18 protein-coding genes and 4 tRNA genes are annotated in these 21,982 nt (G+C 58.7%); 18 read left to right on the forward strand and 4 right to left on the reverse strand.

Annotated features, from left to right (window positions below):
* Positions 1–160: 160 nt before the first annotated feature.
* The 18 genes from rho to SSARUM_RS00690 all read left to right on the forward strand — a co-directional run bounded on the left by rho (position 161) and on the right by SSARUM_RS00690 (position 17,030).
* The gene (gene rho / locus SSARUM_RS00605) at positions 161–1,420 is read left to right on the forward strand and encodes a transcription termination factor Rho (protein ID WP_004934188.1); all 1,260 of its coding nucleotides are present in this window, start codon (positions 161–163) and stop codon (positions 1,418–1,420) included.
* A 296-nt stretch (positions 1,421–1,716) separates the two neighbouring features.
* Positions 1,717–2,814, forward strand: a complete 1,098-nt coding sequence (gene wecA / locus SSARUM_RS00610) for a UDP-N-acetylglucosamine--undecaprenyl-phosphate N-acetylglucosaminephosphotransferase (protein WP_049233749.1) — start codon at positions 1,717–1,719, stop codon at positions 2,812–2,814.
* A 20-nt stretch (positions 2,815–2,834) separates the two neighbouring features.
* A complete protein-coding gene (gene wzzE / locus SSARUM_RS00615; protein ID WP_033636634.1) occupies positions 2,835–3,887 on the forward strand; it encodes an ECA polysaccharide chain length modulation protein in 1,053 nt (350 codons plus the stop codon).
* An 85-nt stretch (positions 3,888–3,972) separates the two neighbouring features.
* A complete protein-coding gene (gene wecB, locus SSARUM_RS00620) occupies positions 3,973–5,103 on the forward strand; it encodes a non-hydrolyzing UDP-N-acetylglucosamine 2-epimerase (RefSeq protein WP_033649873.1) in 1,131 nt (376 codons plus the stop codon).
* Positions 5,100–6,362, forward strand: a complete 1,263-nt coding sequence (wecC, locus tag SSARUM_RS00625) for a UDP-N-acetyl-D-mannosamine dehydrogenase (protein ID WP_033649872.1) — start codon at positions 5,100–5,102, stop codon at positions 6,360–6,362. The genes wecB and wecC overlap by 4 nt, the downstream gene beginning before the upstream one ends.
* Entirely contained in the window at positions 6,359–7,426 is a 1,068-nt protein-coding gene (rffG, locus tag SSARUM_RS00630; RefSeq protein WP_033649871.1) for a dTDP-glucose 4,6-dehydratase, read from the forward strand. Before wecC ends, rffG begins: the two co-directional genes overlap by 4 nt.
* 48 nt (positions 7,427–7,474) lie before the next feature.
* Positions 7,475–8,356 carry a glucose-1-phosphate thymidylyltransferase RfbA gene (gene rfbA / locus SSARUM_RS00635; RefSeq protein ID WP_033649870.1) on the forward strand — a complete coding sequence of 294 codons (882 nt, stop codon included), beginning with the start codon at positions 7,475–7,477 and terminating at the stop codon, positions 8,354–8,356.
* Positions 8,334–9,065 carry a dTDP-4-amino-4,6-dideoxy-D-galactose acyltransferase gene (gene rffC, locus SSARUM_RS00640; protein WP_049233759.1) on the forward strand — a complete coding sequence of 244 codons (732 nt, stop codon included), beginning with the start codon at positions 8,334–8,336 and terminating at the stop codon, positions 9,063–9,065. The genes rfbA and rffC overlap by 23 nt, the downstream gene beginning before the upstream one ends.
* Complete coding sequence (gene rffA / locus SSARUM_RS00645; RefSeq protein ID WP_060431210.1) at positions 9,052–10,182, forward strand: dTDP-4-amino-4,6-dideoxygalactose transaminase; 1,131 nt, start codon at positions 9,052–9,054, stop codon at positions 10,180–10,182. Before rffC ends, rffA begins: the two co-directional genes overlap by 14 nt.
* Before the next feature lies 1 nt (position 10,183).
* Positions 10,184–11,434 (forward strand): lipid III flippase WzxE, encoded by a 1,251-nt coding sequence (wzxE, locus tag SSARUM_RS00650; RefSeq protein WP_033649867.1) that lies wholly within the window; start codon positions 10,184–10,186, stop codon positions 11,432–11,434.
* A complete protein-coding gene (locus tag SSARUM_RS00655) occupies positions 11,431–12,516 on the forward strand; it encodes a TDP-N-acetylfucosamine:lipid II N-acetylfucosaminyltransferase (protein WP_039568151.1) in 1,086 nt (361 codons plus the stop codon). Before wzxE ends, SSARUM_RS00655 begins: the two co-directional genes overlap by 4 nt.
* Positions 12,513–13,880, forward strand: coding sequence for an ECA oligosaccharide polymerase (gene wzyE, locus SSARUM_RS00660; RefSeq protein ID WP_039568148.1), 1,368 nt, complete (start codon positions 12,513–12,515; stop codon positions 13,878–13,880). The genes SSARUM_RS00655 and wzyE overlap by 4 nt, the downstream gene beginning before the upstream one ends.
* A 14-nt stretch (positions 13,881–13,894) precedes the next feature.
* A complete protein-coding gene (gene wecG / locus SSARUM_RS00665; protein WP_033636645.1) occupies positions 13,895–14,635 on the forward strand; it encodes a lipopolysaccharide N-acetylmannosaminouronosyltransferase in 741 nt (246 codons plus the stop codon).
* A gap of 365 nt (positions 14,636–15,000) precedes the next feature.
* Positions 15,001–16,404, forward strand: a complete 1,404-nt coding sequence (thrP, locus tag SSARUM_RS00670; RefSeq protein WP_039568145.1) for a bifunctional threonine/serine APC transporter ThrP — start codon at positions 15,001–15,003, stop codon at positions 16,402–16,404.
* Between the two features lie 135 nt (positions 16,405–16,539).
* Positions 16,540–16,616 (forward strand) — tRNA-Arg (locus tag SSARUM_RS00675).
* Positions 16,617–16,675: 59 nt separating this feature from the next.
* Positions 16,676–16,751, forward strand: a tRNA-His gene (locus SSARUM_RS00680).
* Between the two features lie 41 nt (positions 16,752–16,792).
* Positions 16,793–16,879, forward strand: a tRNA-Leu gene (locus SSARUM_RS00685).
* A 74-nt stretch (positions 16,880–16,953) separates the two neighbouring features.
* Positions 16,954–17,030, forward strand: a tRNA-Pro gene (locus SSARUM_RS00690).
* A 723-nt stretch (positions 17,031–17,753) separates the two neighbouring features.
* Here the strand turns inward: SSARUM_RS00690 and hemY are convergent.
* The 4 genes from hemY to hemC are packed head-to-tail and all read right to left on the reverse strand — an operon-like array spanning position 17,754 to position 21,779.
* Positions 17,754–18,950, reverse strand: coding sequence for a protoheme IX biogenesis protein HemY (gene hemY, locus SSARUM_RS00695; protein ID WP_039568142.1), 1,197 nt, complete (start codon positions 18,948–18,950; stop codon positions 17,754–17,756).
* Positions 18,951–18,953: 3 nt separating this feature from the next.
* On the reverse strand, positions 18,954–20,078 hold the full coding sequence (gene hemX / locus SSARUM_RS00700; RefSeq protein WP_033636648.1) for a uroporphyrinogen-III C-methyltransferase: 1,125 nt from the start codon (positions 20,076–20,078) through the stop codon (positions 18,954–18,956).
* A 22-nt stretch (positions 20,079–20,100) separates the two neighbouring features.
* Entirely contained in the window at positions 20,101–20,841 is a 741-nt protein-coding gene (gene hemD, locus SSARUM_RS00705) for a uroporphyrinogen-III synthase (RefSeq protein ID WP_033636649.1), read from the reverse strand.
* Positions 20,838–21,779 (reverse strand): hydroxymethylbilane synthase, encoded by a 942-nt coding sequence (gene hemC, locus SSARUM_RS00710; protein WP_033649636.1) that lies wholly within the window; start codon positions 21,777–21,779, stop codon positions 20,838–20,840. The genes hemD and hemC overlap by 4 nt, the downstream gene beginning before the upstream one ends.
* Positions 21,780–21,982 lie beyond the last annotated feature (203 nt).

Consider the following 21,982-nt stretch of genomic DNA (forward strand, 5'->3'; position numbering starts at 1 on the left):
CGATCTTCAACCGTCAATGCGTGCGCCCGATGTAAGCCATTTCTTACCGCGACGGCTCTGCGCCCGGTGATCGAACGTCCAGTAAACAGGCACGCATCTCGCTGCCATACCATTCACGATACAAGTTCGAGACATACCCCGAGTTTAAGAACCCACCACTATGAATCTTACCGAATTAAAGAATACGCCGGTTTCTGAGCTGATTACTCTCGGCGAAAATATGGGGCTGGAAAACCTTGCCCGCATGCGCAAGCAGGACATTATCTTCTCCATTCTGAAGCAACATGCGAAAAGCGGAGAAGATATCTTCGGCGACGGCGTGCTCGAGATATTGCAGGATGGATTCGGTTTCCTCCGCTCTGGAGACAGTTCCTACCTCGCCGGTCCCGACGACATCTACGTATCCCCTAGCCAAATCCGCCGCTTCAACCTCCGCACAGGTGACACCATTTCCGGTAAGATTCGCCCGCCAAAAGAAGGCGAGCGCTATTTTGCCCTGTTGAAAGTCAACGAAGTCAACTACGACAAGCCGGAAAACGCCCGCAGCAAGATCCTGTTCGAGAACCTGACGCCGCTGCACGCCAATTCCCGTCTGCGGATGGAGCGCGGCAACGGCTCGACCGAAGACCTGACGGCGCGCGTACTGGATCTGGCGGCACCGATTGGCCGTGGCCAGCGCGGCCTGATCGTGGCGCCGCCGAAAGCCGGTAAAACCATGCTGCTGCAGAACATTGCGCAGAGCATCGCCTACAACCACCCAGACTGCGTGCTGATGGTGCTGCTGATCGACGAACGCCCGGAAGAAGTGACTGAGATGCAGCGTCTGGTGAAAGGCGAAGTGATCGCATCGACCTTCGACGAGCCGGCTTCGCGCCACGTGCAAGTGGCCGAAATGGTGATCGAGAAGGCCAAGCGCCTGGTTGAGCACAAGAAAGACGTGATCATTCTGCTCGACTCCATCACCCGTCTGGCGCGTGCCTATAATACCGTGGTACCGGCTTCCGGCAAGGTGCTGACCGGTGGTGTGGACGCCAACGCCCTGCATCGTCCGAAGCGTTTCTTCGGTGCGGCGCGTAACGTGGAAGAGGGTGGCAGCCTGACCATCATCGCGACCGCGCTGGTCGATACCGGTTCGAAGATGGACGAAGTGATCTACGAAGAATTCAAAGGTACCGGCAACATGGAATTGCACCTGGCGCGTAAAATCGCCGAGAAGCGCGTATTCCCTGCGATCGATTACAACCGCTCCGGTACCCGTAAAGAAGAGCTGCTCACCACTTCCGAAGAGCTGCAAAAAATGTGGATCCTGCGCAAAATCATTCACCCGATGGGTGAGATTGACGCGATGGAGTTCCTCATTAATAAGTTGGCGATGACTAAAACCAACGATGAATTCTTCGATATGATGAAACGCTCATAATTCGTTAAAAAATTCGCTGAACGCCACGCCTAGTCGTGGCGTTTTTCGCTTTTGGCGGATACGATAAGTAGCAGTAATGGAAAAGTAAGTTGTTTCCTCGACTTATTGAGAATTCATCTTGTTTGTCGGTCGGCTCGGTGCCGATCGGCTTTGCTGCTGTCGTTTTGTCAGCCGATGCGAAGAAAATAGGCATGAATCACCGTTGTCATAGGAAATGACCGAAAGGTGGCGGGGGTCGATGGCACAAGCTATTGCCCGTGGTAAGCTGCCTTATCTTCTACAGAGATCTGTTAACTGTGAACTTACTCACTATGAGTACTGAAATTCTATTTGTTTTCCTGTTTTCTTTGGCTTTTCTCTTTGTTGCCCGCAAGGCGGCAAAACGTATTGGTCTGGTAGATAAACCCAATTATCGCAAACGCCATCAGGGGCTGATTCCACTGGTCGGCGGTATTTCCGTTTATGCCGGATTGTGCTTCGCGTTTTGGATTTCCGAACAACCTATCGCGCACGCCAAGCTTTATCTGACCTGCGCCGGCATTCTGGTGTTTGTGGGCGCGCTCGACGATCGTTTCGACATCAGCGTTAAAATCCGCGCCCTGGTGCAGGCGTTGGTCGGCATCGCCATGATGGTGTTCGCCGGTCTGTATCTGCGCAGCTTCGGCCATGTACTGGGCGACTGGGAGATGTTGCTGGGGCCGTTCGGCTATCTGGTGACGCTGTTTGCGGTATGGGCGGCGATCAACGCCTTCAACATGGTCGACGGCATTGATGGCCTGCTGGGTGGGCTGTCGTGCGTCTCCTTCGGCGCGCTGGGTCTGTTGCTGTACCTGAGCGGCCACCATGAGATGGCGTTCTGGTGCTTTGCGATGATCGCCACCATCGTTCCCTATATTTTGCTCAACCTCGGCATTCTCGGCCGCCGTTATAAGGTGTTCATGGGGGACGCCGGCAGTACCCTGATCGGCTTTACCGCCATTTGGCTGCTGCTGCAAAGCTCGCAGGGCAAGGCACACTCGATTAATCCGGTGACCGCACTGTGGATCATCGCTATTCCGCTGATGGACATGATAGCAATCATGTATCGTCGTTTACGCAAGGGGATGAGCCCCTTCTCTCCCGATCGTCAACATATTCACCACCTGATCATGCGAGCCGGCTTTACGCCGCGGCAGGCTTTTGTGTTGATTACCCTGGCGGCCGCATTGCTGGCGGCGGTTGGCGTGATCGGCGAACGCCTGACTTTTATCCCAGAGTGGGTTATGTTGGCATTATTCTTGCTTGCTTTCTTCCTGTACGGTTACTGCATCAAGCGCGCCTGGCGGGTTGCGCGGTACATTAAGCGTATCAAGCGTCGCCTGCGGCGTTCGAGCGATAACAAGCAAGTATCTTAACCAGAGGCTTTTTGGCTGTGATGAATCCAGAAACAACGTCTGACAAGCATACCCCGGCGGTGGATAACGAACTCGATATCCGCGGCCTGTGCTGCACCCTGTGGCGCGGCAAACCGTGGATTATCGGCATTGCGGTGCTGTTCGCGGCGGTCGCGCTGATCGTCTCTTATCTGGTAAAGCAAGAATGGAGCGCGACCGCAATCACCGACAAACCCACGGTAAATGCGCTGGGCGGTTACTACTCCCAGCAGCAGTTCCTGCGCAATCTGGATGTGCGCACGCTGCCGGCGACGGCCGGCGATCAGCCGAGCATCGCGGACGAAGCCTACAATGAGTTCATCATGCAGCTGGCGGCTTACGATACGCGTCGCGATTTCTGGCTGCAGAGCGATTACTACAAGCAACGTCAGGAAGGGGATGCCCGCGCGGATGCGGCGCTGCTCGACGAGCTGATCAACAACATCCTGTTCACGCCGCGCGACGACAAGAAAGTGCCGAACGACGGCGTGAAGCTGACGGCGGAAACTGCCGCGGACGCCAACCGCCTGCTGCGTCAATACGTGGCCTTCGCCAGCCACCGCGCTGCCCTGCACCTGAACGAAGAGATCCAGGGGGCGTGGGCCGCTCGCACTACCTCAATGAAGGCGCAGGTCAAGCGGCAGGAAGCGGTGGCGGAGTCGGTTTACAAGCGCGAGCTGAACACCACGCAGCAGGCGCTGAAAATCGCCGAAAGCCAGGGGATCAGCCGCGCGCAGACCGACACTCCGGCCGAGCAACTGCCGGATTCGGATCTGTTCCTGCTGGGCCGGCCTATGCTGCAGGCGCGTCTGGAAGGCCTGCAGGCCTCCGGCCCTACCTATGACCTGGATTACGATCAGAACCGCGCGATGCTGGCGACGCTGAACGTTGGCCCGACGTTGGATGAGAAGTTCCAGACCTATCGTTATTTGCGCACGCCGGAAGAGCCGGTAAAACGCGACAGCCCACGCCGGGTCTTCTGGCTGATTCTGTGGGGCGCGATGGGCGCTTTGGTTGGCGCGGGCGTTGCCTTGGCGCGTCGGCCGCGTAGTTAAAAATAATATAATAATCTGATGCAGGGCGCGTGAGCGCCCGATTCGCAGGCGGGGCCTGCGATTAACCGACCAAAAGAGATTCGCTGTGAAAGTGTTGACTGTTTTCGGCACCAGACCTGAAGCCATCAAAATGGCACCGCTGGTACATGCACTGGCCCAGGATGAGGCTTTTGATGCAAGAGTCTGCGTAACGGCACAGCATCGTGAGATGTTGGATCAGGTATTGCGGTTGTTTGAGATCACGCCGAATTACGACCTGAACATCATGAAACCCGGCCAGGGGCTAACGGAAATCACCTGCCGCATCCTGGAAGGGCTGAAAGGGGTGCTGGAAGACTTCAAACCGGACGTGGTGCTGGTGCACGGCGATACCACCACTACGCTGGCGACCAGCCTGGCGGCGTTCTATCAACGCATCCCCGTCGGGCATGTCGAGGCCGGGCTGCGTACCGGCAATCTGTATTCTCCCTGGCCGGAAGAGGCCAACCGCAAACTGACCGGCCACCTGGCGATGTACCATTTCGCGCCAACCGAGAACTCGCGCCAAAATCTGTTGCGCGAACTGCTGCCGGACAACCGTATTTTCGTGACCGGCAATACGGTGATCGACGCTCTGTTCTGGGTGCGTGACCGCGTGATGAGCGATGCCGCGCTGCGGGCTGGCCTGGCACAGCGTTATCCGTTCCTCGACGCCGACAAGAAACTGATCCTGGTCACCGGTCATCGCCGCGAAAGCTTTGGCGGCGGTTTTGAGCGAATTTGCAGCGCGCTGGCGGAGATCGCCCGCAATCACCCGGAAGTACAGGTGGTGTATCCGGTGCATCTCAATCCGAACGTCAGTGAGCCGGTGAATCGCATTTTGAAAGGCATCGACAACGTCATGCTGATCGAGCCGCAGGATTATCTGCCGTTTGTCTATTTGATGACCCAGGCTTACATGATCCTGACCGATTCCGGTGGCATTCAGGAAGAGGCGCCATCGTTAGGTAAACCGGTGCTGGTGATGCGCGACACCACCGAACGCCCGGAAGCGATAGATGCGGGCACGGTGCGTCTGGTCGGCACCGATGTGACCAAAATTGTTGAAGCGGTGACCCGGCTGTTGACGGACGAAAGCGAATATCACGCGATGAGTCGGGCGCATAACCCATACGGTGACGGACATGCCTGTCAGCGTATCCTCGAAGCTTTAAAGAATCATCAGGTGACACTATGAGTTTTGACACTATTTCGGTTATCGGCCTGGGTTATATCGGCTTGCCAACGGCGGCGGCGTTCGCTTCCCGCAAGAAAAAAGTGGTGGGTGTAGATGTTAACCAACATGCGGTAGATACCATTAACCGCGGCGCGATCCACATCGTCGAACCGGATCTGGACAAAGTGGTCAAGGACGCCGTCGACGGCGGTTTCCTGCGGGCGGTGACCAAACCGCTGGCGGCCGATGCGTTCCTGATCGCGGTGCCTACGCCGTTCAAGGGCGATCACGAGCCGGATCTGGCCTATGTCGAAGCGGCGGCGAAATCGCTGGCGCCGGTGCTGAAAAAAGGCGATCTGGTGATCCTGGAGTCCACCTCGCCGGTGGGGGCCACCGAACAAATGGCGGACTGGCTGGCGCAGGCGCGCAGCGATCTCAGCTTCCCGCAGCAAGCGGGCGAAGCGGCGGACGTGAATATCGCCTACTGCCCGGAGCGCGTGTTGCCGGGGCAGGTGATGGTGGAGCTGATTCAAAACGACCGCGTGATCGGCGGCATGACGCCGAAGTGCTCGGAACGTGCCAGCGCGCTGTACAAGATTTTCCTCGAGGGCGAATGTGTGATCACCAACTCGCGCACCGCCGAGATGTGCAAGCTGACGGAAAACAGCTTCCGCGACGTAAATATCGCCTTTGCCAACGAACTGTCGTTGATCTGCGCTGAGCAGGGGATCAACGTCTGGGAACTGATCCGCCTGGCGAACCGCCATCCGCGGGTGAATATTCTGCAGCCGGGGCCGGGCGTCGGTGGTCACTGCATTGCCGTCGATCCGTGGTTTATCGTGGCGCAGAATCCGCAGCAGGCACGCCTGATCCACACCGCACGCCTGGTGAACGACGGCAAACCGCTGTGGGTGGTCGACCGGGTGAAAGCGGCGGTGGCCGATTGTCTGGCCGCCACCGACAAGCGCGCGTCCGAGGTCAAAATTGCCTGCTTCGGCCTGGCCTTCAAACCGAATATCGATGATTTGCGTGAAAGCCCGGCGGTAGAAGTGGTACATCTGATCGCCGAATGGCACGTCGGCGAAACGCTGGCGGTGGAACCGAACGTCGAACAGTTGCCGAAGTCGTTGGCCGGCCATGTGACGTTGACGCCAATCGCGGAAGCGTTGCAGCAGGCCGATGTGATCGTGATGTTGGTCGATCACCAGCAGTTCAAGGCCATCCGGCCGGAAGAGATCAAGCAAAGCTGGGTGGTGGATACTAAGGGAGTCTGGCGTTGAAACGTATTTTAGTTACCGGTGGTGCCGGTTTCATTGGCTCCGCGGTTGTGCGGCACATCATCGAGGCCACCGGCGATAGCGTGGTGGTGGTGGATAAGCTGACCTATGCCGGTAACCTCGAGTCGCTGGCGGTGGTGGCCGAGAGCGAGCGCTATGCTTTCGAGCAGGTCGACATCTGCGATCGTGCCGAGCTGGATCGGGTATTTGCCCAGTATCAGCCGGACGTGGTGATGCACCTGGCGGCGGAAAGCCACGTCGATCGTTCTATCGACGGCCCAGCGGCCTTTATCGAGACCAACGTGGTGGGCACTTACACTATGCTGGAAGCGGCGCGCCAGTACTGGCAGCCGTTGGCTGCAGAGAAGAAGCAGGCTTTCCGTTTCCATCATATCTCCACCGACGAAGTGTATGGCGACCTGCACGGCACCGACGATCTATTCACCGAAACCACGCCGTATGCGCCGAGCAGTCCGTATTCCGCCTCCAAGGCGTCGAGCGATCATCTGGTGCGCGCCTGGTTGCGCACCTACGGTTTGCCGACCCTCGTGACCAACTGCTCGAACAACTACGGCCCTTATCACTTCCCGGAGAAGCTGATTCCGTTGGTGATCCTGAATGCGGTAGCCGGCAAACCGCTGCCGGTATACGGCAACGGCGCGCAGGTGCGTGACTGGCTGTATGTCGAAGATCACGCGCGCGCGCTCTATCAGGTCGTGACCGAAGGCGTGGTAGGCGAAACTTACAATATCGGCGGCCATAACGAGCGCAAGAATATCGAAGTGGTGCAGACCATTTGCGATCTGCTGGAAGAACTGGCGCCGAACAAGCCGCAGGGCGTGGCGAACTACCGCGATCTGATCACTTACGTGAAGGATCGCCCGGGTCACGATATGCGTTACGCCATCGACGCCGGCAAAATCGATCGTGAGTTGGGCTGGCGGCCGCAGGAAACCTTCGAAAGCGGCCTTCGCAAAACCGTAGTTTGGTACCTGAACAACGAGACCTGGTGGCGCCGGGTGCAAGACGGTTCTTATGCCGGCGAGCGTTTGGGCCTGTCAGATTAATTTAACGCCGTGTCGCTCTGCGGCTGCGCGGCGGGTTTTGGAGCAAGTATGAAAGGTATTATTCTGGCTGGCGGTTCCGGTACGCGTCTGCATCCGATCACGCGCGGCGTGTCCAAGCAACTGCTGCCGATCTACGACAAACCGATGGTCTATTATCCGTTGTCGGTGCTGATGCTGGCGGGAATCAAAGATATTCTGATTATCTCCACGCCGGAAGATCTGCCTTCATTCAAGCGGCTTTTGGGCAGTGGTGAAGCATTCGGTATCAATCTCAGCTATGCCGAACAGCCAAGTCCCGATGGCCTGGCTCAAGCATTTTTGATCGGTGAAGAATTTTTGGCCGGTGAGCCGAGCTGTCTGGTTTTGGGCGACAATATTTACTTTGGTCAGGGGTTCAGTCCCAAGTTGAGAAGCGTTGCAGCACGCACCACCGGCGCGACCGTGTTTGGCTATCAGGTGATGGATCCCGAGCGCTTTGGCGTGGTGGAGTTTGACGACCACTTCCGCGCGCTGTCGATCGAAGAAAAACCGGTTAAACCGAAGTCTAACTGGGCGGTGACCGGCCTGTACTTCTACGATAGCCAGGTGGTGGAGTTTGCCAAACAGGTGAAGCCTTCGGAGCGCGGCGAGCTGGAAATCACCAGCATTAACCAGATGTATCTGGAACGCGGAGAGTTGAACGTCGAGCTGCTGGGGCGTGGTTTCGCCTGGTTGGATACCGGCACGCACGACAGTCTGCTGGAAGCCAGCAGCTTTGTGCAGACGGTAGAAAAACGCCAGGGCTTTAAAATCGCCTGTCTCGAGGAGATCGCCTGGCGCAATGGCTGGCTGGATGATGAGGGCGTAAAACGCGCGGCTCAGACGCTGGCCAAAACCGGTTACGGCAAATATTTACTGGATTTACTGCATGCGCGTCCACGCCAGTATTGAGCCGCTGGTTTGGGAGAGCGACTTCTTCCAATTAGAGAGCGCCAAATTACATTTCGATAGCTCGGCGGCACCCGTAGCCGAGGCTGATTTGGATGCCTATGCGTTGGTGCAGGCCAAAATTCCCGCTTATCGCCTGGGATGGGCCGATGCGCTGTCGACGCTGGGATTCCGGCTGGTCGAAGGGGAAGTGGATCTGGTGGTGAACGTTGCGCCTGAAAGCGCGACGGCCGATGCCGCTTTGGCGGTTGCGGTGCGTCAGGCCGTTCCCGAGGACATCCCGTCATTGCGCGCTGCCGCCGGTGAGGTGTTCGCTGCCAGCCGATTTCGCGCCCCGTGGTACGATCGCGCCGATAGCGGGCGATTCTATGCGGCCTGGATCGAAAAAGCGGTGCAGGGCACCTTTGATCATCAATGCTTGCTGGTGCTGGATAGCCAGGGGCAACCCGAAGGCTTTGTCAGCCTGCGTGACATTGGCGGCCAGGAAATGCGCATTGGCCTGTTGGCGGCGTTCCCCGGCGCATCCGGCCGGGGCGTGGGCGCCAGGCTGATGACGGCGGCGATCGCCGAATGTCGGCAGCAGGGGATGCAGCGCCTGCGGGTTGCGACCCAGGTGGGCAATATCGCCGCATTACGACTCTATCAACGACAGGGTGCCGTGATTGAAAGCACCGCGTACTGGTTATACAGAGGTAGACATGATTCCATTTAACGCTCCACCGGTTGTTGGCACTGAACTGGAATATATGCAGGCTGCCATGGGCAGCGGCAAATTGTGCGGCGACGGCGGTTTCACCCGCCGCTGCCAGCAGTGGATGGAACAGCGTTTCGGCAGCGCGAAAGTGTTGTTGACGCCTTCCTGCACCGCGTCGTTGGAAATGGCCGCCATTCTGCTGGATATCCAGCCGGATGACGAAGTGATCATGCCAAGCTTTACCTTCGTTTCCACCGCCAACGCCTTTGTGCTGCGCGGCGCCAAAGTGGTGTTCGTCGACCTGCGTCCAGACACCATGAACATAGACGAAACCAAAATCGAAGCGGCGATCACCGATAAAACCCGCGCGATTGTGCCGGTGCACTATGCCGGCGTGGCCTGCGAGATGGATACCATCATGGCGCTGGCGAAGAAATATAACCTGTTCGTGGTGGAAGATGCCGCGCAGGGCGTGATGTCGACCTACAAAGGCAAGGCATTGGGCACCATTGGCCATATCGGCTGCTTCAGCTTCCATGAAACCAAAAACTACACCGCCGGCGGCGAAGGCGGCGCGACGCTGGTGAACGATCCGGCCCTGATCGATCGGGCGGAAGTCATCCGCGAAAAAGGCACCAACCGCAGCCAGTTCTTCCGTGGCCAGGTCGACAAATATACCTGGCGCGACATCGGTTCCAGCTATCTGATGTCCGACCTGCAGGCCGCCTACCTGTGGGGCCAGCTGGAAGTGGCGGAGCGCATCAACCAGCGCCGTTTGGCTCTGTGGCAGAATTACTACGACAGCTTCCTGCCGTTGACCCGGTCAGGCCGCATCGAACTGCCGGTCATCCCGGCCGACTGCGTGCATAACGCGCACATGTTCTATATCAAGTTGCGCGATATCGAAGAGCGCACGGCCTTTATCGACTACCTGAAGGAAGCCGAAATCATGGCGGTGTTCCACTATATCCCGCTGCATGATTGCCCGGCCGGCGAACGCTTTGGCCGCTTTGCCGGCGAAGATCGTTACACCACGCAGGAAAGCGCGCGCCTGGTGCGCTTGCCGCTGTTCTACAATATGTCTGATGTCAATCAGCGTACGGTAATCAATACCATCCTGAGTTTCTTTGCCTGATATGTCGTTGGCAAAAGCATCGATATGGACCGCTGGCTCCACGCTGATCAAAATCGGCGTGGGGCTGTTGGTGGTGAAACTGCTGGCGGTGGCGTTTGGCCCCAGCGGGGTGGGGCAGGCGGGTAACTTCCGCCAGTTGATTACCGTGCTGGGCGTGCTGTCCGGCGCGGGCATTTTTAACGGTATCACCAAATACGTGGCGGAGTACCACCAGGATCCGCAGCGTCTGCGTCTGGCGGTGGGCACCGCGTCGAGCATCGTGCTGGGCTTTTCGACCTTGCTGGCGCTGGTGTTTCTGTTCGCCGCCGAACCGATCAGCATCGGGCTGTTCGGGCATGCCGATTACGTCGATGTGGTGCGCGCCGTCGCTTTCATTCAGATGGGCATCGCCTACGCCAACCTGTTTATGGCGGTGCTGAAAGGCTATCGCGACGCGATGGGCAATGCGCTGGCGGTGATCGGCGGCAGCCTGCTCGGCGTGGTGGCTTATTACCTGTGCTTCAAGCTGGGCGGTTATGAAGGCGCGTTGGCGGGGCTGGCGCTGGTGCCGGCGTTGGTGGTGCTGCCGGCCGGGCTGATGCTGTGGCGGCGCAAAACGCTGCCGTTGCGCTACCTGGCGCCGCGCTGGGACAAACTCGTGGCCGGCAACCTCGGCAAGTTCACCGTCATGGCGCTGATCACTTCGGTGACGCTGCCGGTGGCCTATGTGATGATGCGTAACCTGTTGGCCGCGCATTACGGTTGGGATGAAGTGGGGATCTGGCAGGGCGTCAGCAGCATTTCCGATGCCTATCTGCAGTTCATCACCGCCTCGTTTACCGTCTATCTGCTGCCGACGCTGTCGCGGCTGACGGACAAGGGCGCCATCTCGCGGGAGATCGTGCGCTCGTTGAAATTCGTGCTGCCGGCGGTAGCGGCGGCGAGCTTTACGGTGTGGCTGCTGCGTGATTTCGCCATCTGGCTGCTGTTCTCGGATAAATTCGTCGCCATGCGCGATCTGTTTGCCTGGCAGCTGGTGGGCGACGTGCTGAAAGTCGGGGCTTATGTGTTCGGCTATCTGGTGATCGCCAAAGCGTCGCTGCGCTTCTATATCCTGACGGAAGTCAGCCAGTTTCTGCTGCTGACGCTGTTCTCGCACTGGCTGATCCCGCTGCACGGCGCGCTGGGGGCGGCTCAGGCCTATATGGCAACCTACATCGTGTATTTCGCGCTCTGTAGCTGCGTATTTCTTATCTATCGTAGACGAGTATGACCACACTGATTCACGTTCTGGGATCCGATATCCCGCATCATAACCAGACGGTGCTGCGCTTCTTCAACGACGTGCTGGCGCCGCGTTTGCCGGCTGAGCAGACGCGGCATTTTATGGTGGCGGCCAAGGATGTGGCGGCACTGGGTGATTTCCCCGCCCTGAACATTGAGCCCTACGCAGACAAGAAAAGCCTGGCGGCGGCGGTCATCGCGCGCGCTCAGGCCGATCGCGATGCGCGCTTCTTCCTGCACGGCCAGTTCAATCCGGGGCTGTGGCTGGCGCTGCTGAGCGGCAAGATCAAGGCGCGTCAGGTCAGTTGGCATATTTGGGGCGCCGATCTGTATGAAGACGCCACCAGCTGGAAATTCCGGCTGTTCTATCTGCTGCGCCGCATTGCGCAGGGGCGAGTAGGGAACGTGTTTGCTACCCGCGGCGACGTGATCCACTACCAGCAGCGCCATGCGCGGGTGCCGGCCTCGCTGCTGTACTTCCCGACCCGCATGGATCCGGCGCTGACCGACGTTCACGTCGAGAAAAACCTGGCCGGGCCGATGACGATTCTGGTGGGTAACTCCGGCGATCGCAGCAATCGGCATATCGAAGCGCTGCAGGCGATTCATCAGCAGTTCGGCGCCGACGTGCGCGTGATCCTGCCGATGGGTTATCCGGGCAATAACGATACCTACATCGAGCAGGTGCGCGCCGCCGGGTTGCCGCTGTTCGGCGAGAAAAACCTGCAGCTGCTCACGCAGCAGGTGGCGTTTGAGGATTATCTCAATATTCTGCGCGCTTGCGATCTCGGCTATTTCATTTTCAATCGCCAGCAGGGGATTGGCACCTTGTGCCTGCTGATTCAGTTCGGCGTGCCTTTCGTGCTCAGCCGGCAAAACCCGTTCTGGCAGGATTTGGCGGAACAGCATCTGCCGGTGCTGTTCTACGGCGATTCGCTGGACGAGGCGGTGGTGCGTGAAGCGCAGCGTCAGCTGGCGGCGGTGGATAAACAGGCGATCGCCTTCTTCAATCCGAACTATGTCGACGGTTGGCAGCAAGCCCTGGCGTTGGCGGCGGGAGAGCACTCATGACGTTGGCGCAATTCGGCGGCCTGTTCGTCGTCTATCTGGTCAGCCTGACGTTTATCCTGACGCTGACCTATCAGGAGTTTCGGCGCGTGCGCTTTAACTTCAACGTCTTCTTCTCGCTGCTGTATTTGCTGACGTTTTATTTCGGTTTTCCTTTGACCTGCCTGCTGGTGTTCCAGTTTGACGTCGAGGTAGTGCCGGTGGAGTTTCTGCTGTACGCCCTGCTGTCGGCGACGGCGTTTTACGCCATCTATTACGTTACCTACAAGACTCGGCTGCGCAAGCGCCGCACACAGCCGCGCGCTGCGCTGTTTACCATGAACCGGGTGGAAACCCATATGACCTGGGTGCTGCTGGCGCTGGTGGCGATCGGTACCGTTGGGATCTTCTTCATGCAGAACGGCTTCCTGCTGTTCAAGCTCAATTCCTACAGCCAGATCTTCTCAAGCGACGTGTCCGGTGTGGCGCTCAAGCGGTTCTTTTACTTCTTCATTCCGGCGATGCTGGTGGTCTATTTCCTGCGGCAGGATCTGCGCGCCTGGTTCTTGTTCCTGGTGGCGACGGTGGCGTTCGGCATTCTGACCTACGTGATCGTCGGCGGCACCCGCGCCAACATCATCATTGCCTTCGCGCTGTTCCTGTTTATCGGCATCGTGCGCGGCTGGATCACGCTGTGGATGCTGGCGGCGGCGGGCATATTCGGCGTGGTCGGTATGTTCTGGCTGGCGTTGAAGCGCTACAGCCTGGACGTCAGCGGTGCGGAAGCGTTTTATACCTTCCTCTACCTGACCCGCGATACCTTCTCGCCGTGGGAAAACCTGGCGCTGCTGTTGCAAAATTACGACAAGATCGATTTCCAGGGCCTGGCGCCGATCTTGCGTGATTTCTACGTCTTTATCCCTACCTGGCTCTGGCCCGGCCGGCCGGACGTGGTGCTGAACTCGGCCAACTACTTCACCTGGGAAGTGCTGAACAACCACTCCGGGCTGGCGATTTCGCCGACGCTGATCGGTTCGCTGGTGGTGATGGGCGGCGCGCTGTTTATCCCGCTCGGCGCGATTCTGGTGGGCATGATCATCAAGTGGTTCGACTGGCTGTATGAGCTGGGCAAAACCGAGCCGAACCGCTATAAGGCGGCCATTCTGCAGGGGTTCTGCTTCGGCGCGGTGTTCAACATGATCGTGTTGGCGCGGGAAGGGGTGGATTCATTCGTGTCGCGCGTGGTGTTCTTCTGCATTATTTTCGGCGCCTGTCTGGTGCTGGCGAAGTTGCTGTATTGGCTGTTCGATACCGCCGGGCTGATCAAGGCCAGAGTGACGCGCACCCGCGCGCTGGCGTCGCCGCCTCGGGTCAACGGTCTTTTGTAAGGGTAATGAGAACGATGGAAGCAAAGATTTCGGTGCCGCAGTATGAGCTGCGCGGTTTCAGCCTGTGGGGCTTTCGCGATATGGCGCACTGCATGGACTTTTTGTTCGACGGCGGCCGGGTAAAACAGGGCACGCTGGTGGCCATGAACGCGGAAAAGATCCTGAAGGCGGAAGAGGACCAGGCGCTGCATGCGTTGCTGGATGAGGCGGAGTACAAGTACGCAGACGGCATCAGCATGGTGCGCTCGATTCGCCGCAAATACCCGGCGGCGGACGTTTCGCGCGTTGCGGGCGCCGATCTGTGGGAAGCCTTGATGCAACGCGCCGGCCGTGAAGGCACGCCGGTCTTCCTGGTCGGCGGCAAGCCGGAGGTTTTGGCGGAAACCGAGCAAAAGCTGCGCAGCCAGTGGAATGTCAACCTGGTGGGCAGCCAGGACGGCTACTTCAAACCGGATCAGCGCGAGGCGCTGTTCGAGCGTATTCGTGCCAGCGGCGCCGCGATCGTGACGGTGGCGATGGGATCGCCGAAGCAGGAGATTCTGATGCGCGACTGCCGCAAGGTGCATCCGCAGGCGCTGTATATGGGCGTGGGCGGCACCTACGACGTCTTTACCGGCCATGTGAAGCGTGCGCCCAAGGTGTGGCAGAATCTCGGTCTGGAATGGCTCTACCGCCTGCTCAGCCAACCCAGCCGCATCGGCCGGCAGTTGAAGCTGTTGAAGTTTGTCGGCTACTATTACAGCGGCAAGATGTAACCCCTCATCCGGGGCGGAAAGTGCTGTTCCGCTCCGGTCTGCTGTACCAATAATCTGCTTTTGCGCGTTTCTCCCGCATATCTATAACCCTCGGCCCTAAACGTCGTCGCATTTATTCCATAAAGTTTTAAATTGCGGTTTGCTTATAGCGGCGAAATGCGAAACGATACCGCCCGGAAATTATCCCTGGCCGCTGAAGCTTGATGCGACAGCGCTGAACGATGTCCTTCTCACGGTCACTTCGCTCCGACAACCCGTTGATGCCAATCCGATCGGCAGGGGATGATTTATTCTTTTAATAATGACAATAACGACCGGCAGCGGCCGGCAGGCAAACACGACCCGAGAAAAATTATTGAGGATTTATGGCACACAAAGATAAACCGCAAGGGCTACACCGGGGCCTTGAGGCCCGGCATATCGAGCTTATCGCTCTGGGGGGCACCATCGGTGTCGGCCTGTTTATGGGCTCGGCCAGTACGCTGAAATGGGCGGGGCCGTCGGTGCTGCTGGCTTACATCATCGCCGGACTGTTCGTGTTCTTCATTATGCGTTCGATGGGGGAAATGTTGTTCCTCGAGCCGGTCGCCGGGTCATTTGCCGTTTACGCGCATAAGTACATGAATCCCTACTTCGGTTATCTGACCGCCTGGGGCTACTGGTTTATGTGGATTGCCGTCGGCATTTCTGAAATCACCGCCATCGGGGTGTATGTGCAGTTCTGGTTCCCGGAAATACCGCAGTGGGTGCCGGCGCTGATCGCCGTGGCGATGGTCGCGTTGGCCAACCTGGCGGCGGTGCGCCTGTACGGTGAGCTGGAGTTCTGGTTCGCCATGATCAAGGTCACCACCATCATCGTGATGATTCTGGTGGGGCTGGGGGTGATCTTCTTCGGCTTCGGCAACGGCGGTGAACCTATCGGTTTCGCCAATTTGACGGCGCACGGCGGTTTCTTTGCCGGCGGCTGGAAAGGCTTCCTGTTTGCGCTGTGCATCGTGGTGGCATCCTATCAGGGGGTTGAACTGGTGGGCATCACCGCCGGGGAAGCCAAGAACCCGCAGGTGACGCTGAAACGCGCGATCAACAATATCCTTTGGCGCATCCTGATCTTCTATGTCGGTGCGATCTTCGTCATTGTCACCATCTTCCCGTGGAACGGCATCGGCACCACCGGCAGCCCGTTCGTGCTGACCTTCGCCAAGATCGGCATCGTTGCCGCCGCCGGCATCATCAACTTCGTGGTGTTGACCGCCGCGCTCTCCGGTTGCAACAGCGGCATGTACAGCGGCGGCCGCATGCTGTACGCCCTGGCCAAGAACCGCCAACTGCCGGCGGCGTTGACCAAGCTTTCCGCCAGCGGCGTGCCGGTGAACTGCATCGCCGTCACCATCGGCTGCCTGTTGGTGGGCTCCGCGCTGAACTACATCATCCCGAATCCGGAGCAGGTGTTCGTTTATGTCTACAGCGCGAGCGTGCTGCCGGGCATGGTGCCGTGGTTCGTGGTGCTGATAAGCCAGCTCTATTTCCGCCGCGCCCATAAGGAAGCGATCAAAAACCACAGCTTTAAGTCGATCATGTTCCCGTATGTGAACTATCTGACCATCGCTTTTCTGGTTTGCGTGCTGGTCGGCATGGGAATCAACCCGGATACGCGCATTTCCCTGCTGGTCGGGGCGATTTTCTTAGCCGGTGTCAGCCTGTGCTACTTCGCTTTCGGCATGCACAAGAAACATCATCCGGTTGAAAATCGGGTAGAAACGCGCCAATAAACGGCGAAAAGGGGCTACGGAGTGCGCTTTTGTGCGCGGGAGTGAGCAAAGCGTAATCAAACGCAACATTTCTGCGAAAAAGCACTAGACAGGATTGGCGTAAATCCGTAGTATCCCCTCCCGCAACGGCGCTACGCGCCCGTAGCTCAGCTGGATAGAGCGCTGCCCTCCGGAGGCAGAGGTCTCAGGTTCGAATCCTGTCGGGCGCGCCATTAAGTTTGTGCGCAGGAGCTGCGGTGGTATATTACCGCGTGAGTAAGAAGTAGTAATGGTGGCTATAGCTCAGTTGGTAGAGCCCTGGATTGTGATTCCAGTTGTCGTGGGTTCGAGTCCCATTAGCCACCCCACTTCCTGATGAAGTGACGATTTAGCAGTATTTTGTGACAGTGCGAAGGTGGCGGAATTGGTAGACGCGCTAGCTTCAGGTGTTAGTGTTCTTACGGACGTGAGGGTTCAAGTCCCTCTCTTCGCACCACGCAAAATATCTGATAAATATAAGATTTATATGGACAATGGTCTGATAAATCGGGTAGTATGAGCAATACAAATCGGCGAGTAGCGCAGCTTGGTAGCGCAACTGGTTTGGGACCAGTGGGTCGGAGGTTCGAATCCTCTCTCGCCGACCACTTTCAAAAAAACCGACGCAAGTCGGTTTTTTTACGCCTGCAGTTTATGAGGATGAGTACCTCCGCAGGAGGTTCGAACCTCGCGAAGCGAGACGAAGGTAGGCCCGTGCAGCAATGCGCGGGCTTTTTGCGTATCTAAGGATGGGCACTTTGTCTCTGTCGGCAAGCGTGTTGGTTTTCAGCGACAGCGCCATCCAGCGCTGTCGTCAGGTTGAGACAAATAATTGATTGATTTAAAAAGATAAAATGGGCTTTGGCTTAAGTCGTCGTTTTGAGGCGACATTCTTATTACGGCTGCTGGTATGGAATGCCAGAGAGTGGCATATAACAGTAAAGACAGGGTTAAATTAAAAATTAATATATTTCAATGCATTGAGACCCGTTTTTTATTGGGAATGGCCTCAGCCTTAAAGTTGGCACGCCAAGTGCAATATCAATAGCGTAGATGCTCATTCCACCTCTTATGTTCGCCTTAGGCCTCATAAACCCTGGGAATGACGCAGAGCCGATTTAGGGTGCCTATCGCCCACGAGAACGATGACTAACCCGTCATCACGCTCAGGGCAAAACGTTGAGTGAGGCACCGCCCCTGTTGTCCTAGACCTGATTGCTTCTTTATACACTTGCCCTGCGGCAAGTGTTTTTTTTTTGCGCCTCAGGATGTTAACTGGCAAAAAAAAGCGCGGCATCAAGAGCCGCGCTGTTCTTCAATCGTGCAGGGCGCTATTCGCCGCCGTTCTGTTTCAGCGTCAACATCAGTCCTTCGCGCCGCATCTGCGCCGCTTCATCCGAACGATGCAGTTTTTCCAGCGTATCGGCCAACCAGGCGTAGTCGTAGGCATCCGGGCGCTGTTTCAGCGCTTCGCGGAAGACGTCGGCCGCCTGCTGCCACTCGCCGTGTTTCATCAGCAGCTGCCCCAGCGTGCTGTTCAGCAGCGGCGTCGCGCCGTGCTGCTTCATCTGCTGGCGCAGCGCTTTCTCCAACTGCTCGGGGTTGCCGGACTTCAGCCGCGGCAGCAGCAGCACCAGGCGCTCGTCGTATTGGCGCTTCAGGCTGTCGAGCACGATCTCCTGCGCCAGTTCGTGGTCGTTGCATTCGATCAGGTGTTCCACCATCGCGATTTGCAGCGGCACTTCGTGACGCGTCTTGCGGCTCTGATCTTTCCACCAGCGCTTCAGGCCTTCGCTGCCTTCGTCCGCCATCGCCTGATTCATCAGCCCGATATAAGCCTGCTGCTGCAATGCCTGCAGTTGCTCTTCGCTGTGGAGTTCGATTTTACGCATCGACGGCAGCACTTCCAGCAGCGATGCATAGGCGCCGGTGCGCAGATAGGCTTGTTCCGCCAGGCGCAATACTTCCGGATGACGCGGCGCCTGGTTCAGCAGGCGATCGACGCCGTGGCGCGCGGCGTGGTTCTCGCCCTGTGCCAGCTGGATGCGAACCCGGGTGATATCCACCGGCAGCTGATCGGTGTCGGCCGCTTCGGCAGCGCGCTCCAGATATTGGTTGGTGCGGAAGTCATCGCCGCGTTGCTGTGCGGCCTCGGCGGCCAGCAGGTAGTTCACCACCGGCTGTTCGGCATGATCGGCGTTGCGCGTCATCAGCTTCTCGACCTGCTTGTAGTCGCCTTCCGCCAGCTTGATCAGCGCGGCTTTGGTTTGCTGGCGCGCGCGAGTGCGCTTGCGGCCGATAAACCAACCGCGCGTGCGGGCGCCGGTGCGGAAGAGACGGCGCAGGATCCACTCGATCACCAGCAGCACCACGAACAGCAGCACCAGCATGATCGCTAGGCCGGTGACGCTGGTTTCGATATTGTAGTTGTCGGTCTGGATCAGCACATAGCCTTGATGCCCGGCCAACATCGGCCCGAGCACCACGCTGGCGATCACCACCAGGAACAGAAATAGCACGCGTAACATGGCTTAACCCTCCTGGTGAGCGGCAGGGGACTGGGTCATCAGGTTGCGCACCCGGGTCTGCATCACTTTTTCCAGCAGCGGCTGGCTTTTCAGCTGATCCGGCACGTCCATCGAGATCGACTGTTGGCTCAGGCTGTCCAGCTCTTCCAGGAAGGCCTTGGTCGCCGGATCGGTGGTGTCGAAATAGGCGCGCACCCAGGTGGAGACGGTTTCCAGCGATTGCTTGTAGGTCTCGTTCTGGTGGCGCGGGATGGCCTGCGCGGCCACCAGCAGGCGCGAACGGATGTTTTCGCGCAGGTAGATGTCCTGGTTCGGCGCCAGCAGCGGTTCGGCGCTGGCGTCGCGGCGGCGGATGGTAATGAAGTCGGCCATGAAATTGCGCCAGCTCTTGGCCAGGTTCTGCCGCCACTCGGCGATCGAACCGGAGAGCTCGCTGCTGTTTTGATCCATCGGCGCTTCGTCGGTGTCGTTGTCCGCCAAGCGCAGGTTATCCACCTGATTGGACAGCTGATTGACCTTGAGGATGATGCCGTCGTAATCGACCTGGGTCAGCGTAGCAAGCGTGCCGATGTCTTCGGTAATGGCGCGGCGCACGTCGAGCAGGCTAGGATCGTTCATGTCCGCCAGGCTGGCGTCGGCGCTTTTCAGCAGCGCGGCGGCGCTGGTCACGTCCTGATCGCTCCACAGCTTGCGGCCGGCCATTTTCACCAGGAAATCGGCCTGCGCCAGCAGCCAGGTTTTGGCGTCGCTGCCGGAGATGGTCGCCACTTTTTCCTGCAGCTCGCTCAGTTGGCGCGCGAGGTTAGCCTGCTCGCGATCGGCGGCGTCCAGGGTTTTACCCTGCTGCTGCAACAGGCCTTCCAGCGCATTTCTTTCCTGCTGCTGGCTCTGCTTCACGCCTTCAAGCTGCTGCTGCAGCGCCTGATTGGCGGCGATCAGCTGTTGCGCCTGCTGGTGCGTGTGGTAATAGCCGCCCGCGCCGAGGGCGATGACCAGCACGATAGCGATCGCGCCGAGCACCGGGCCGGTGTTCTTGCCTTTGCGGCTGGCAGCGGCTGGCTGCTGGGAGCTCTCAACCGCGGTGGTTGGCTCTTCAACCGGGGCGGATGGGGTATTTTGTTCCGTCATAGTGGCACATCCCATAGTCAGATTATTGTAGCGCGCGGATCAGCGCGTCATTATCGGCGTTGTCAGCTACCCGAATCGTACGCCAGCCCAAATCCCGGGCGAGGGTAGCCAGGCGTTCGCTCACTACTACCAGGCGGCAACGCAGCAGCCATGAAGAACGATAGTAATCAGGAACTAAAGTATAGAGCTGTTGTAACATTTCACCGCTGGTCACCACCAGCGTATCCACACCGGCGCGCTGCCAGTGGGCGCTCTGCTCGCTGCCGTCGTAGTGCACCGGGCTGCGTTGATAGCATTCATAATAGCTGACGTCGGCGCCGCGCTCGCTCAGCGTCGTGCCCAGCAACTCGCGGCCGCCGTTGCCGCGCAAAATCAGCGCGCGTTTGCCCGCCAGCTTTTGCAGCGCCGGCAGCAGCAGCAGCGTTTCGCTGATCTCGCGTTCGCGCGGGTATTCCACCGGCAAACTGCTGATGCGGTGCAGCGCCAGCCCGGTGGTGCGGCCGATGGCGTAATAAGTCAGGTGCGCGGGCCAGCTCAGCCCGGCGCGGCCGATGACCGAATCGGCATAGTTCACCGAATGCTGCGACAGCACGAACACCAGATCGCCGGCGTTCAACTGCTGCAACGCCTGCGGCAGCTGCGGCAGATCGCCACCGGGGGCGAAGTCGATCAGCGGTGCATGATAGGCAACCCGGCCGAGTGCGCGCAGCCGGCTCACTAACTGCTCTCCCGAAGGCGATGGGCGGGTTACCAGGATCGTCATGCCGGCGGATTTCCCTGATAAACTTCGCGCAGGATCTCGCGCGCGCCGCGCGCCAGCAGCTCTTCCGCCAGCTCAACGCCCATCCGTTCGGCCTCGGCGGCCGGGCCGCGGCGCTCGCCGCGCACCATCTGGCTACCGTCCGGCGCGCCGACCAGGGCACGCAGCCACAGGCTGTCGCCATCCAGTTCGGCATAGCTGCCGATCGGCACCTGGCAGCCGCCTTCCAGACGGGTGTTCATCGCCCGTTCGGCGCGCACGCGTGTTTCGGTGGCCGCATGGTTCAGCGGCGCCAGCAGCGCGCGGGTGACGCTGTCGTCGAGACGGCATTCAATGCCGACCGCACCCTGGCCGACCGCCGGCAGGCACTCTTCGGCGCTCAGCGGGCTGCGGATGCGTTGCTCCAGCCCCAGGCGTTTCAGGCCGGCCACCGCCAGAATAATTGCGTCATAGTCGCCGTTGTCCAACTTGGCCAGGCGAGTGCCGACGTTGCCGCGCAGGTCGCGCACGATCAGATCCGGGCGGCGTTCACGCAGCTGGCACTGGCGGCGCAGGCTGGAAGTGCCGACCACGCTGCCCTGCGGCAGTTGATCGAGCGAGGCGAAACGGTTGGAAACAAAAGCGTCGCGCGGATCTTCGCGTTCGCAAATGGTGGTCAAACCGAGGCCGGCGGGGAAATCGACCGGCACGTCTTTCATCGAGTGCACGGCGATGTCGGCGCGGCCTTCCAGCAGCGCCAGCTCGAGTTCTTTAACAAACAGGCCTTTACCGCCGACTTTCGCCAGCGGCGTATCCAGAATAACGTCGCCGCGCGTGACCATCGGCACCAACGCGACCTGCAGGCCGGGATGGCTGGCCATCAGACGTTGCTGCACATAATGTGCTTGCCAGAGTGCAAGCGGGCTTTGTCGGGTGGCAATTCGAATAATTTTGTCTAACATGCTTGTTACCGTTTTTATATTTCGCCATCCATCCTACCACTGAGAGCCAATACTGTCAGTGCAAGAAGCCGGAGGCGGAAAAAGGACAACGGAATCAAAGGGACGTGTGATGTGCTTTGGGGCAGTTAACACTGCGGGTAAATCGTTTAGGGAAGCGCTACAATAATTGTGAAGCGTTACCTCCTTTACGGTCAATCAGCAAG

Source organism: Serratia sarumanii (assembly GCF_029962605.1).
Lineage (GTDB): Bacteria > Pseudomonadota > Gammaproteobacteria > Enterobacterales > Enterobacteriaceae > Serratia > Serratia sarumanii.